11 protein-coding genes and 1 pseudogene are annotated in these 12,911 nt (G+C 60.2%); 9 read left to right on the plus strand and 3 right to left on the minus strand.

The window, feature by feature from the left end:
- The first annotated feature begins 475 nt into the window (after positions 1–475).
- The 5 genes from AB4Z48_RS35160 to AB4Z48_RS35180 all read left to right on the plus strand — a co-directional run bounded on the left by AB4Z48_RS35160 (position 476) and on the right by AB4Z48_RS35180 (position 5,364).
- On the plus strand, positions 476–1,420 hold the full coding sequence (locus AB4Z48_RS35160) for a LysR substrate-binding domain-containing protein (RefSeq protein ID WP_441622629.1): 945 nt from the start codon (positions 476–478) through the stop codon (positions 1,418–1,420).
- Positions 1,421–2,046: 626 nt separating this feature from the next.
- A complete protein-coding gene (locus tag AB4Z48_RS35165) occupies positions 2,047–2,505 on the plus strand; it encodes a (2Fe-2S)-binding protein (RefSeq protein WP_441622631.1) in 459 nt (152 codons plus the stop codon).
- 1 nt (position 2,506) lies between these two features.
- On the plus strand, positions 2,507–4,708 hold the full coding sequence (locus AB4Z48_RS35170; RefSeq protein WP_441622632.1) for a xanthine dehydrogenase family protein molybdopterin-binding subunit: 2,202 nt from the start codon (positions 2,507–2,509) through the stop codon (positions 4,706–4,708).
- A 32-nt stretch (positions 4,709–4,740) separates the two neighbouring features.
- Complete coding sequence (locus AB4Z48_RS35175; RefSeq protein WP_441622634.1) at positions 4,741–5,055, plus strand: c-type cytochrome; 315 nt, start codon at positions 4,741–4,743, stop codon at positions 5,053–5,055.
- 105 nt (positions 5,056–5,160) lie between these two features.
- Positions 5,161–5,364 (plus strand): XdhC family protein, encoded by a 204-nt coding sequence (locus AB4Z48_RS35180; protein ID WP_441622648.1) that lies wholly within the window; start codon positions 5,161–5,163, stop codon positions 5,362–5,364.
- A 340-nt stretch (positions 5,365–5,704) separates the two neighbouring features.
- On the opposite strand, the gene AB4Z48_RS35185 is transcribed toward AB4Z48_RS35180, so the two are convergent.
- Genes AB4Z48_RS35185 through AB4Z48_RS35195 form a run of 3 tightly spaced genes read right to left on the minus strand, consistent with a single transcriptional unit; the run spans position 5,705 to position 9,749 of the window.
- Positions 5,705–7,390, minus strand: a complete 1,686-nt coding sequence (locus AB4Z48_RS35185) for a 4Fe-4S dicluster domain-containing protein (RefSeq protein WP_441622636.1) — start codon at positions 7,388–7,390, stop codon at positions 5,705–5,707.
- Positions 7,390–8,553: an acyl-CoA dehydrogenase family protein gene (locus tag AB4Z48_RS35190; protein ID WP_441622638.1), complete on the minus strand. Its 1,164-nt coding sequence runs from the start codon at positions 8,551–8,553 to the stop codon at positions 7,390–7,392. Before AB4Z48_RS35190 ends, AB4Z48_RS35185 begins: the two co-directional genes overlap by 1 nt.
- A 41-nt stretch (positions 8,554–8,594) precedes the next feature.
- Positions 8,595–9,749 (minus strand): acyl-CoA dehydrogenase family protein, encoded by a 1,155-nt coding sequence (locus AB4Z48_RS35195; RefSeq protein WP_441622640.1) that lies wholly within the window; start codon positions 9,747–9,749, stop codon positions 8,595–8,597.
- A 516-nt stretch (positions 9,750–10,265) separates the two neighbouring features.
- Between AB4Z48_RS35195 and AB4Z48_RS35200 the strand changes: the two genes are divergently transcribed.
- The 4 genes and pseudogenes from AB4Z48_RS35200 to AB4Z48_RS35215 all read left to right on the plus strand — a co-directional run.
- Positions 10,266–10,649, plus strand: a complete 384-nt coding sequence (locus AB4Z48_RS35200; protein ID WP_441622642.1) for a cupin — start codon at positions 10,266–10,268, stop codon at positions 10,647–10,649.
- Between the two features lie 49 nt (positions 10,650–10,698).
- Entirely contained in the window at positions 10,699–11,883 is a 1,185-nt protein-coding gene (locus tag AB4Z48_RS35205) for an NADH:flavin oxidoreductase/NADH oxidase (RefSeq protein WP_441622644.1), read from the plus strand.
- A gap of 208 nt (positions 11,884–12,091) precedes the next feature.
- Positions 12,092–12,494 (plus strand): annotated as a pseudogene (locus AB4Z48_RS35210) (transposase); the annotation flags it as partial.
- Between the two features lie 264 nt (positions 12,495–12,758).
- Positions 12,759–12,911, plus strand: a 153-nt coding sequence (locus tag AB4Z48_RS35215; protein ID WP_441622650.1) for a biotin carboxylase N-terminal domain-containing protein, incomplete at its 3' end; no start/stop codon positions are given.

Here is a 12,911-nt window from a genome sequence, read left to right on the forward strand (position 1 = left end):
AGTGAGGTTGTATCGAAGAAGTCCACCATACTGGACGTGGGCGCCGAAACGGGAGGGACGGGGTCACTGGCTTTCGTTGCCGTGGAGAGTACTGCGCGCCCCAAGGCCTTCGGTTAGCCGAAGCGCAAGACATCGGGAAGAGGCCTCTCAAATGCGTCACCGGCGCCGCTCGTTGCGAGCGCGATCGAGGAATGGCCTCGCAAAATGGGGCCCGACCCGGTGCTTCTGCTCCGATTCTCTACCTTGACCTTCAACGGACACAGGATTCACTACGAGCGCCCGCGTGGAACCGCCTTTTTGGATCTCAGCCCGCGTCGATAAGTGTCATAATTCTGCCTCCGTGGTTGCGCACCAGAGCATAGTGGCATGGCCGGAAAAGCGACTGTCGGAGCGGTCGCCCTGAGAAACTGTTCATCCGCAAATATGCCGGCCGGTCGCCCGAGGCTTGGCCGCTGGCTACCAATATGGGCTCTCCATGGACCGTCTGCAAGCAATGCAAGTGTTTCGACGCATCGTTGAAACGAATAGCTTCACTAAAGCTGCCGAGACGTTGGGGCTGCCTGCATCGACAGTAACCAGTATCGTAAAGAATCTCGAGGCTCACCTGGGTGTCCGACTGCTTCAGCGCACCACGCGAAGGCTGAGCGTGACCTCCGATGGCGCCACATACTACGAGCATTGCAGACGGATCATTGACGCTATCGACAGCGCCGAGGCCGGCTTCCCCGGCGTAGCTGGCAAGCCAGCCGGCAAACTCAAGGTCGACGCCCCCACGTCGTTGGCCAGGGCGGTCTTGATCCCGGCACTGCGGGACTTTCGGCGGCGTTACCCCGATATCGAACTGACGCTTGCGCTGGGAGACCGCCCTGTCGATATCGTTCACGAAGGAGTCGATTGCGCGATTCGAACCGGTGTCCTGGCGGACTCGTCCACCCTGGTTGGGAGGCGGCTCGGCAGCTTTGAATGGATTGTTGCTGCATCGCCCACCTATCTCGACGCTTTCGGCGAACCCATGGACCTTAGTTCGTTGCGTGACCATGAGGTTGTCGGCTATACGCTCAGCCAGACCGGCCGCCCCATGGAGTGGGATTTTGTCGTGGATGGAGAGCCCCAGCATTTCCAGCCCACGGGCCACTTATTTGTGAACGACACCGAAAGCTATATTGCCTGCGGCGTCGAAGGGCTTGGCATCGTTCGTGCGGGGAATTTCCTGATGCTGCCACATATCGAGGCAGGACGCCTTCGTCGGGTGCTGGCTGGGTATGCATCGCCCCGGGTGCCCGTTTCGATGCTGTATGCCCGCAACCGGCACCTAGCGCCTACAGTGAGGGTCTTCTTCGATTGGGCATTGGCCTTGTTCACCGCGTCGCCCCTTTTCAATCCCCAAGCTCGAGGCTTGACTCGTAGCGAGAAAGGCTGAGGCCGGGGTTGCATTAGACCAATGTGTCACTTGGCGAGACGCATCACCGCTCGCTATTCGGCTTCAAGGATTGCGTCGGAATCAATGGTGGTTTTCGGGTCACTAGATCGCCCGCAAGCATCCATTCTTACTTGGCCGCGAACGCGAGGCTACGTCGGTCTTCCAAGGGATTCGTCTGCTCTTTCCGGACCACAAGTATGCTCCACGACTGCGTTGTGAATCCCTTGCTCCTCGTAGAATGCCACAGCTCCCTTTGCTGAAAGTATGGGTGCAGCTCCCGCTGATTTAGGACTGACGTAACGCCTACTACCCCTCGACGGGAACTACGTTGACAGGCAATCGATGATTGCCTGTACGAAGACCCCGCAAGCCTGGCTACACAACCGGCGGGTGCCACATAGGCATATTTTCTCCGGCAATTCTCGAAGGTGAAAGTAGGTTGCCGAGCTGGCCAGGACCGGGACCCGCAGCGGTATCGAACGTCCCGTAGTCGCCGCCATTGGCGCCATGTCATCCACTCGTCGATTCTTCGCCTACCCGGAATTCTGATCGCAGCTAGAGCTACTTTATCTTACCGTGCGTCGGCCCCCAAAATTCGTTCAATTTTCCCCGGCCCAGGAGCGACCATGACTCACTTCACTTTGAACGGCAAGCCAATAGACATGGACGGCGACCCAGAGATGCCTCTGCTCTGGGCGCTGCGCGAATCCCTGGACCTGACAGGTACAAAGTTCGGTTGCGGTATGGCGTTGTGCGGCGCTTGTACCGTGCTCGTGGATGGCTCGCCCGCCCGTTCGTGTCAGACCCCAATCGCCAATATTGCCGGCCGCGCCGTCACTACGATCGAGGGAGCAAGTGGCAAGGTCGCCGTGGCTGTTCAGCAGACGTGGATCCGCTTGGACGTGCCGCAGTGCGGCTACTGCCAGTCCGGCCAGGTGCTGGCCGCAACGGCGCTGCTGACGGTGAACAAGCGCCCGACGGACGACGACATCGACGCGGCGCTGAGCGGCAACCTGTGCCGTTGCGCCACATACCAACGTATCCGCGCGGCGGTGCACGAGGCCGCGAAGGCACTGGAGGCCTAGTATGCATATTCCTAAGATCTTTTCCGAACACAAGCCGCAGAACGCATCGCGCCGCCGCTTCCTTATCGGCGCCGTGGCGGTCGGGGGCGGGCTGGTCGTCGGCTTTCATAACGTGCCCGCGATTGGCTCATCGGGATCCGATGCGGCCAAGGTGGCCGGAGAAGCGATGAGCAACCCGTTCGCGGGTTACGTGAAGATCGACGCCGACAACAAGGTGACCGTGATCGCATCGCAGTTCGAAAGCGGTCAGGGAATTTGGCACGGAATCGCCACATTGGTGCAGGAAGAGCTCGATGCCGACTGGGCCGATATCGACGTTGTCGGTGGCTTCGGCAACCCGGCGCTGTACAGCAACAAAGTGCTCGGCATGCAAGCCACAGGCGGGTCGACCGGCACATCCATTTCGTTCGATCGCTACCGCCAGGCTGGCGCCGCCGCCAGGGCGATGCTCGTCGCTGCGGCAGCGCAAGCGTGGCACGTGCCGGCCGCCGAGATCCGCGCAGCTAAGGGCGTGCTGACGCATACCTCGGGGAAGCACGCAACCTACGGCAGCCTGGCCGCTGCCGCGGCGAAGCTGCCACCGCCGGCGACGGTTGCGCTGAAGGCACGAAAAGATTGGGTCTATATAGGGAACGAGACCCTACCACGCTTCGACACGCCGCCCAAGGTCAACGGCAAGCTGAAGTTCGTCATCGACGTGAAGGCTACAGGTATGTTGACCGCGGTGATGATCCATCCGCCGCTGTTTGGCGCGCGCCTTATCGGTGTCGATGCGAGCGCGGCACGCCGATTGGAGGGCTTCGTCGACGCCATCGAGACACCGCGAGGCGTCGCCGTAGTGGCCGATCATATGTGGACGGCACTCAAGGCGCGCGACTTGGTCAAGGCAGAATGGGACGATAGCAAAGCGGAGAAACGCGGCTCCGAGGAGATCATTGCCCAGTACCGCCTGCTGGCCGCCCGGGGGGGAGATGCCGTTGCGATAGAAAAGGGCGACGTGAATCTAGCATTCCGTGAGGCGGCGAAGGTCATCGAGGGGACCTATGAATTTCCTTTCCTGGCGCACGCTCCGCTCGAACCATTGAATGCCGCTGTTCGCATGAATGCAGACGGCACGCTCGAGGTCTGGGGCGGGCACCAGTATCAGGATACCTATCAGGCGCTGGTTGCTGAACTCGCTGGCGTCCCGCCGGAGAAGGTGATCCTGCACGTTATGCGAACGGGAGGCAGTTTCGGCCGCCGCGCTGTATTCAATGCCGACGTGATCTTCGAGGCGGTGAGCGTGGCAAAGGCGATGGGCTTCAAGGCGCCAGTCAAGGTGCAGTGGACACGCGAGAACGACATGCGCGCGGGCCAGTACCGGCCGATTTACCTGCACAAGTTCAAGGCCGGCATTGACGCGCAAGGCAAGCTGATTGCTTGGCGGGACACGATTATCGGGCAATCGCTATGCGTGGGCACTCCGTTCGATGTATGGATCAAAAACGGCGTCGATCCCACAACCGTCGAGGGTTCGGCGACGATGCCGTACGCGGTGCCGAATCGCCGCGTCGACGTAAGCGCTCCGCAGTTGGGCGTGCCGGTGACCTTTTGGCGCTCCGTCGGTATGAATCATGCTGGCTACGCTGTGGAATGCTTCTTCGACGAGGTGGCCGCAGCCGCCGGCAAGGACCCGCTGCAGTATCGGCTCGACCTGCTCGGCGAGCATCCACGCCAAGCCGCGGTGCTCAAGCTGGCTGCCGAAAAGGCAGATTGGGGCAAGACCTTGCCCGCTGGGCGCGCGCTTGGGCTGTCGATCACCGAAACATTCGGCACCGTCGTCGCGCAGGTCGCTGAGGTCTCGAACGACAACGGCAACCTCAAGGTCCATCGTATCGTTTGCGCAATTGACTGCGGCATTGTTGTAAGCCCGGACCAGGTCCGAGCGCAGATGGAGGGCGGTATCGGTTTTGGCCTCGGTGCGGCGCTCAAGTCGGAGATCACCCTTGACAAAGGCACCGTAGTGCAGGGCAACTATGGTGATTACGATGTTCTGCGCCTGCACGAGATGCCTTGTATCGAGGTGCACATCGTCAAGTCCGATGCCCCGCCGACTGGCGCAGGAGAACCAGGCGTGCCCGGTGCCGGTCCCGCTGTCGCTAACGCACTGTTCGCGTTAAGCCGCAAAGCGCACCGTGTGCTTCCCCTCCTGCGACACACTTGAGCAACCATTCCCTAGATCATTCAGGAGGCATCATGAGCACGATACCCAAGTTGGTCACCGCGATCACGTTACTTGTCGCGCTTCCTAGCGCGCAATCGCAGGACTCCGCGGCGTTGGCGCAGAAAAGTAACTGCATGGCGTGCCACGCAGCAGACAAGAGACTTGTTGGCCCGTCCTTCGCGGAAATTGCCGCGCGCTATAAGGACAAGCCGGATGGCCTGGCCGCCGTTGCGACAAGCAATCGCCAGGGCAGTAAAGGAACCTGGGGCGGCATGCCGATGCCCGCCAATCCAGGCGTCAGTGGCGAACAAGCTGCCGAGTTGGCGAAATGGGTGCTCGCGCGATAGCTCACGAGCGAGCGGTAGACGCAACGCCGGATGGCGCGCGCTCTCTGAAGGTGTCAAGTCACGGAACCCGTTGATCTCGACATCCTGCGTGCCTGCCGGCGGCGGCTGCGCGAACGACAGAAGCTGGTGCTGGTCACAGTTGTCTGTACCTGGGGCTCATCGCCCCAGCCACCGGGAGCAATGGCAATCCGGGAAGACGGCATGGTCGCAGGCTCCGTATCCGGAGGATGCATTGAGGACGACCTGATCGACCAAGTGCACCATTTCGGCGTAGAGACACTAACTGATGCTGGATCCCGACCCGCTTGACCAGATCGTCGAGCGCCTGGGTCAGAGGATTACAACGCGGCGCACAGTAGAGCTGACCACGGGTCGTGCCACGTACTTCGACGGTGCGCCTCAAGAGGGGATCGAATGTGACGGAGGCCCTGACCACCGTGCTTGGCCCTGCCTGCCGCTTGATCGTGATCGGGGCAGCCCAGCTTTCGCGATACCTCTGTCAGGGTGCAGTCAGCTTGGGATTCGATATGACGGTTTGCGATCCTCGCGAGGAGTACTTTGCGGGCTGGAACGTGCCAGGCGCTCGCCTGCTACGAGGCATGCCGGACTACGAAAAAACGACAGCCTTGCGGTGGGCCTAGCCGGACCATCACATGTTTGAATAGTTCGGTCCGCCGCCACCCTCAGGCGTTCTCCAAACAATGTTTTGCGATGGATCCTTGATGTCGCAGCTCTTGCAATGCAAGCAGTTCTGCGCGCTGACGACCAGTCTGTGCGTCGCGCCCACCGAACCTGTTCCGCCCGATTGCGCGAATTCGTAAACCGCAGCCGGGCAATAGCGTGATTCCGGACCTGCGTAATGGCGAAGATTCAACGCGACCGGCGTCATGCTACTCTGCAACACCAGATGTTCCGGCTGATCCTCAGCATGATTGGTGTTTGAGAGGAGGACGGACGAAAACCGATCGAACGTCAGTTTGCCATCCGGCCGGGGATAGACAATCGGCCGATGATGCTTGGCCAGGTCGAGCGTCTCGTGATCGGCATGTCGGTGCCTAAGCGTCCAAGGTACTCGACCGCCCATGAGTTTCTGCTCAATGCCCGTCATCAGTGCTCCTAGGTAGAGCCCCTTGCTCATCCATTGTCTGAAGTTGCGGGCGCGATGCAACTCTTCATAGAACCACGACGCGCGGAATGCTGCGGGATAGGCGCTGAGCGTATCGGAGGAATAACCGGCCGAAACGGCGTCGAATGCTGCGTCTGCCGCCAGCATTCCTGTCTTGATCGCGGCATGGCTGCCCTTGACGAGTGCGGGGTTGAGAAATCCGGCGTCGTCGCCAGCCAAGGCGCCGCCGGGAAATACGAGCGTCGGCAATGCGGTCAGGCCACCTGCGGCGATCGCACGCGCTCCGTAAGCCACACGCGTCCCGCCTTCGAACAACGTTCGGATAGCGGAATGTGTTTTGTATCGCTGGAACTCCTCGAAAGGCGAAAGCCACGGATTTGCATACCCCAGCCCCACAATGAATCCGACCGCAACCTGGTTGCCCTCTGCATGGTAGAGGAACGATCCGCCATAGGTGTCCCGCTCGAGCGGCCATCCGGCCGTGTGCATGACGAGTCCTGGCCGGTGCTTCGCTGGATCGATGTTCCAGAGTTCCTTGATGCCGATCCCATGAACCTGTGGGCTGGCGTTGTCCCGAAGCCCGAACTTAGAAGTCAGTTCGAGGCCCAAGTGGCCGCGCGCGCCTTCGCAGAACAGCGTATATCTCGCATGAATCGTCACGCCGCGCTGGAAATTTTCGCGGGCCTTGCCATCACGGCCGACTCCCAGGTCTCGGGTGGCAACGCCCTTGACCGAGCCATCATCGTGATAAAGGATCTCGGCCGCCGGAAACCCAGCGAAGATCTCGACACCGAGCGCCTCGGCCTGTTTTCCCAGCCAGCGAACAACGTTGCCGAGGCTGACGACATAGTTGCCCTCGTTGCGCAATATGCGGGGCAGCAGCCAGTCTGGCACGCTCACCGACGTCCTTTTAGTGAGGAACAGGAACCGATCTTCGCTGACTGGCACGTTGAGCGGTGCACCCATCGACTTCCACTCAGGCAGCAGTTCGTTCAGCGCACGCGGGTCCATGACCGCTCCGGAGATGATATGGGCGCCGATCTCCGAGCCTTTCTCCAGTACGCACACGGCGATGTCGGTACCTGCTTCCCGGGCGCGCTGTTTGAGCCTTATAGCGGCTGACAGGCCCGCCGGACCGCCGCCGACCACGACGACATCATATTCCATCGTCTCGCGAGCCGCGCCTGCTGTCTCTGCTTGTGTTGCCATCAGAAGGAGCGTGGCAGGCCGAGTATATGCTCCGCAACGTAGGAAAGGATCAGATTGGTCGAGATCGGTGCGACCTGGTACAGGCGCGTCTCGCGGAACTTGCGCTCGACGTCGTATTCACAGGCGAAACCGAAGCCGCCGAACGTCTGCAGGCAAACGTTGGCCGCCTCCCAAGAGGCTTTCGCGGCCAGGTACTTGGCCATGTTCGCCTCCGCTCCGCAAGCGGAGTGTGCATCGAACAATTCACAGGCGCGAAAGCGCATCAAGTTAGCGGCGCTGACTTCGATGTAGTTCTCGGCGATCGGGAATTGCACACCCTGATTCTGTCCGATTGGCCGGTCGAAGACGATGCGCTCTCCGGCGTACTTCGCTGCGCGATTCAGGAACCACCAACCGTCGCCAATGCACTCGGCCGCGATCAGCGTGCGTTCGGCGTTGAGGCCGTCGAGAATGTAGCGAAATCCCTTACCTTCCTCGCCGATCAGGTTCTCCGCCGGAATTTCCAGGTTGTCGAAGAACAGCTCGTTTGTTTCGTGGTTAACCATGTTGGTAATCGGACGTACGGTCAGTCCGCTGCCGATCGCGTCGCGCAAGTCCACCAGGAAGATCGAGAGGCCTTCGGATTTACGCTTGACCTGATCCGCCGGCGTCGTGCGGGCGAGTAGGATCATGAGTTCGGAGTGCTGCACGCGCGAGATCCAGACCTTCTGTCCGTTGATCACGTAGCGATCGCCCTTCTTGATGGCAACGGTCTTGATCTTCGTGGTGTCGGTGCCTGTCGTCGGCTCGGTCACGCCCATTGATTGCAGCCGCAGTTCGCCCGACGCAATACGTGGCAAGTACTTCCGCTTCTGCGCTTCGGACCCATGGCGCAGGAGAGTGTTCATGTTGTACATCTGACCATGGCAGGACCCGGAATTGCCGCCATTGCTATTGATCTCTTCCATAATCACGGATGCTTCGGTCAGGCCGAGACCGGAGCCACCATACTCCTGGGGAATCAGTGCGGACAGCCAACCGGCCTTGGTCAGCGCCTCGACGAACGTCTCCGGATAGCCGCGCTGCTCGTCGATTTTGCGCCAATACTCGTCGGGATAGTCGGCGCACAGGCTTCGAAGGGCGTCACGGATTTCCTGGTACTTGTCTTCGGTAGGGAATTTCATCGTCGTCAATGCATGGTGGAGAGGTTGGGCGAGTCGAGGAATCAATGTGCGGCGTCGCGAATCATGTTGCGGGCGATCACGAGTTGCTGGATCTGTGTCGTTCCCTCATAGATGCGGAAGAGCCGGACGTCGCGATAGAAGCGCTCGATGCCGTAGTCGCTGACATAGCCGGCGCCGCCGTGGATTTGCACGCATCGGTCGGCCACGCGTCCACACATTTCGGAGGCGAACAGCTTGGCGCATGACGCCTCGGTGCTCACGTTCTCACCGCTGTCCCGGCGGCGGGCGGCATCGATCACCATGCAGCGGGCGGCGTAGAGTTCGGCGCGGCTGTCGGCAAGCATGGCCTGAATCAACTGGAAATCGGAGATCGCTCGGCCGAACTGCTTGCGCTCCATGGCGTATCGCAAGGTGTCGTCGAGCATGCGCTGTGCGACTGCCACGCAGATCGCGGCGATATGAATGCGGCCCTTGTCGAGAACCTTCATGGCCGTCTTGAAGCCCTTGCCCTCGATGCCACCGATGAGGTTGGCAGCCGGCACGCGGCAGTTCTCGAAGATGACGTCGCACGTATGCGCGCCCTTCTGCCCCATCTTTTTGTCGCGCTTGCCGAAACTGATGCCGGGTGTGCCCGCGTCCACGATGAACGCCGAGATGCCGGCCGCACCCCGTTCTTCCGGATTGGTGCGCGCCATCAGCGTAAAGATACCGGCATGCGGCGCATTGGTAATGAAGCGCTTCGTCCCATTTACCACGTACATGTCGCCTTCCCTGCGCGCCATCGTGCGCAGCGATGCCGCGTCGGAGCCGGATTCGGGTTCAGTCAGGGCAAACGATGCGATGATCTCGCCCGTAGCCAGCCGAGGCAGGTAGCGCGCCTTCTGTTCGTCGGTGCCATCAAACAGGATACCTTGGGAGCCGATGCCGACCGTGGTGCCGAGCAGTGATCGAAAGGCCGGCGAGGCATAGCCCAACTCGAACATTGACAGCACTTCTTCTTCCATCGTCAACTCGAGGCCGCCATAGGCTTCCGGGATGGTTAGCCCGAACAGCCCCATTGCCTTCAGATCCGCRACAATGTCGTCGGGAATTTCGTCAGCTTCCGCGACACGTTCCTCATTCGGGATGAGGCGCTCGCGGACAAAGCGCGCGATGTTGTCGCGCAGGACGTTCATCGTTTCGATATCACGGATCATAGTCGTCAACTCAGTAAATCAAGTAATCATGCTGCGTTGTGGATTTCCAAGCGTCAACAAGTCGGCGCGCTTTGTTCCGTACTTCGACAGACGCGTATCCCGGCGCTCGATGGTGCACTGGCACATGAGGGCCGACGCTTTCCCCGCGCAAAAAGGGGCCGCCTCCCACGTGCGGTGTGGCCCAACCCGTTGCTGGTGGACACCTTGGCGATACTGGATGCGTCTGGCCAATTACGCGCACGTCGTCAACACCATCTGACTAAGCGATAGAGCCTCTGTGCGCCGCATTTCAAATAGTTACCACCATTGATTTCGAGGTACGGAACGTGCTGTGGTGGTGCGTTGACTTGTCCGTGCCCGCGTATCAGGATGGAATGCAGAAGTGCGTAGCTGCGGAAGCGTTCGCCGTTACGGATGCGACTACACCCCCCCTCGCCGGCGGTATCGCCAGTAACGGTTCCGTTGCACGCGCCGGATTCCAATCCATATCACTCGGGACGATGAGGAGTTACACCCATGAAGATGCCGCGTGCGCATATCGAGATGATGGCGCTTTCGCAAGATGAAGGCTGGTGTGTGTTGGATGGATTTCCGGCTGGGCTCGAGGTGAGAGTGCTGGCCGACGACCTGGACGAGGCCGCCCAATGCGGCGCCCGGACACGGCTTGTCCGGTTCGCTCCTGGTGCCGTCACGCAGGGCACGCTGGTGCACGGGTATTGGGAAGAGGTGTTCTTGATATCGGGAGACCTCCAAGCGCTCGACGAGTCCCCGCGGCTCTCATCGAACGCGGTCCCGCCGTTACATACATACTCGTGCCGGCCTCCCGGTACCCCGCACGGCCCTTTCGTTTCGCGGCGCGGCTGCATCCTGTTCGAAGTGCAGTATTTCCTGCCGCGCTGATGTTCCCATCCCATTCTTTCTAACTAGATCCTCAACAAGGAACCTTGAAATGTCCGGACTATTCGACTCATTGACGCTGCGCGGCGTGACGCTGCGCAACCGGATCGGGGTGTCCCCGATGTGCCAATACAGTGCAGTGGACGGGTATGTCAACGCCTGGCACCTGGTTCACCTGGGCTCCCGCGCCGTGGGTGGCGCCGGGCTCGTGATGACCGAAGGTACCGCGATCGTGCCCGAGGGGCGTATCACGCCATCCGATCTCGGCCTCTGGAAGGACGATCACATTGCTGGCCATCGAGATCTCGTCCGATTCATCGAAGCCCAGGGAGCCGTGGCCGGCGTGCAACTCGCGCACGCCGGGCGGAAGGCGTCGCGCGTGCCGCCTTGGGAATCCGACCCGGGACAGACGCAAGGTAGGCCGTTGACGATCGAAGAAGGTGGATGGGAGCCGGACGGCGCCAGCCCGCTCGCCTTTGATCACGGATACACCGTACCGCATGAACTGACGATCCAGGAGATTGAGCATGTGGTCGATGAGTTTGCCCTTTCGGCGCAACGCGCCGGGGAAGCGGGATACCGGTGGATCGAAGTGCATGCCGCGCATGGTTACCTCCTGCATTCCTTCAATTCAGTGCTATCGAACCATCGGACGGATGCCTACGGCGGTTCGCTCGAAAATCGCTGTCGAATCACTCTCGAGGTGGCTCGCGCGATACGCCGGGTCTGGCCGGCCGACCGGGTGCTAGCCTTCCGGCTGTCATACACCGACTGGGTAGAAGGCGGGTGGAGTGTCGAAGAGACGATTGAGCTTGCTCGCTGGCTCAAGGATGAGGGTGTGGACCTGGTTGACGTTAGCTCGGGCGGAGCCGTGCCCCATCCGACGATTCCGGTCGGACCGGGCTACCAAGTACCCGGCGCTGCGGCGATTCGCGAAGGAGCAACGATGCCGGTCGCCGCAGTCGGCTGGATCGACAAGGCCGAGCAGGCCGAGGCGATCCTGCGGGAGAAAAAGGCGGACATCGTTATGATGGCGCGCGAAATGCTGCGGGACCCCTATTGGCCACTTCGCGCCGCACTGCAACTGGACCGCACCGAGGAAGCTCGCATGCCCGTCCAATACAATTCCGCCTGGGCACATCTTGGCGCCTTCAGCTTCGATCCCATTACGGCACCGAGAATCACGAAATCGGGGATCGAAAAAGTGGACGGCGCTCGCCGCAATGCCCTCGCATAACCATGATCATGGGCAAGCGCCCGCATGCCCATCTGGGTAGTCCGCCTGCGGGGGGCCACCCAGACGGAGCGCATCGACATTGCCACATTACTGAGGCGGTCGTAGAGCGAAGTAATTTCGTCACTCCGGAATCCGGTTGGATCCCGCCTTTTATATAGAAGTCTGGCCGGTTAATTGACAATATTGCTCGAACTAATCGCGAATGACAGCCGATTGGCATGGAGAGTACAAGCGCAATGGCACATTGAGCCACTTTGCCGCGTTGAATACGGCCACCGGAGACGTGCTGCGCAAGACCGCGGCGCGTCACATCTGCGAGCAGTTCGTGGCGTTTCTGACCTATATTGTGGCCCTCAGCACGGTGGTCAGGAAATCCACGTGATCTGTGACAACGTGAGCAGCCACAAGACGTCGCACGTCCAGGACTCCTGCGGGCTCATCGATGCGTACACATGCACTTCACGCCCACCTATTCGTCCTGGCTGAGCAAGGTGGAGAATTGGCTATCCCGCATCCGGCGTGACGTAATTAGTCGCAGCATCGTTACTTCGGTGAATGACTTGGACCGGCCTGCGCTGCGCGCAAGAAGTAAAACCGTCGCCACAATTTAAAAACTGGATTCAGTATTTAAAAAATAAATGCACGCGGCAGATATGCATTCTTGTGTTAAGAAAAAAGCAATAGGATGCAGTTTTATGCGTGTTGGCCAGTTCCTGTGGATGGAAGGGCTTGTTCTCAGGCTGTGCTCCTATTTCTGGTGCCGTATTTATTGCATAGTGTTGACTCCAGTCGTGTGGATGACTTGACATGAAGCGCTTCTCTCTGACATTTCGTTGTCATGCGTAGTGCACGGCAACATAGTTTCCTGATGCCCCATGGACTACACCCCGATCAAATCCCTGCTGATTGCCAACCGTTCCGAGATCTCCATCCGCGTGATGCGCGCGGCTGCCGAGATGAATATCCGGACCGTGGCGATCTATTCGAAGGAAGACCGCCTCGCGCTCCATCGCTTCAAGGCCGATGAG

It is taken from the genome of Cupriavidus sp. 2TAF22, assembly GCF_052115045.1.
Classification (GTDB): domain Bacteria; phylum Pseudomonadota; class Gammaproteobacteria; order Burkholderiales; family Burkholderiaceae; genus Cupriavidus.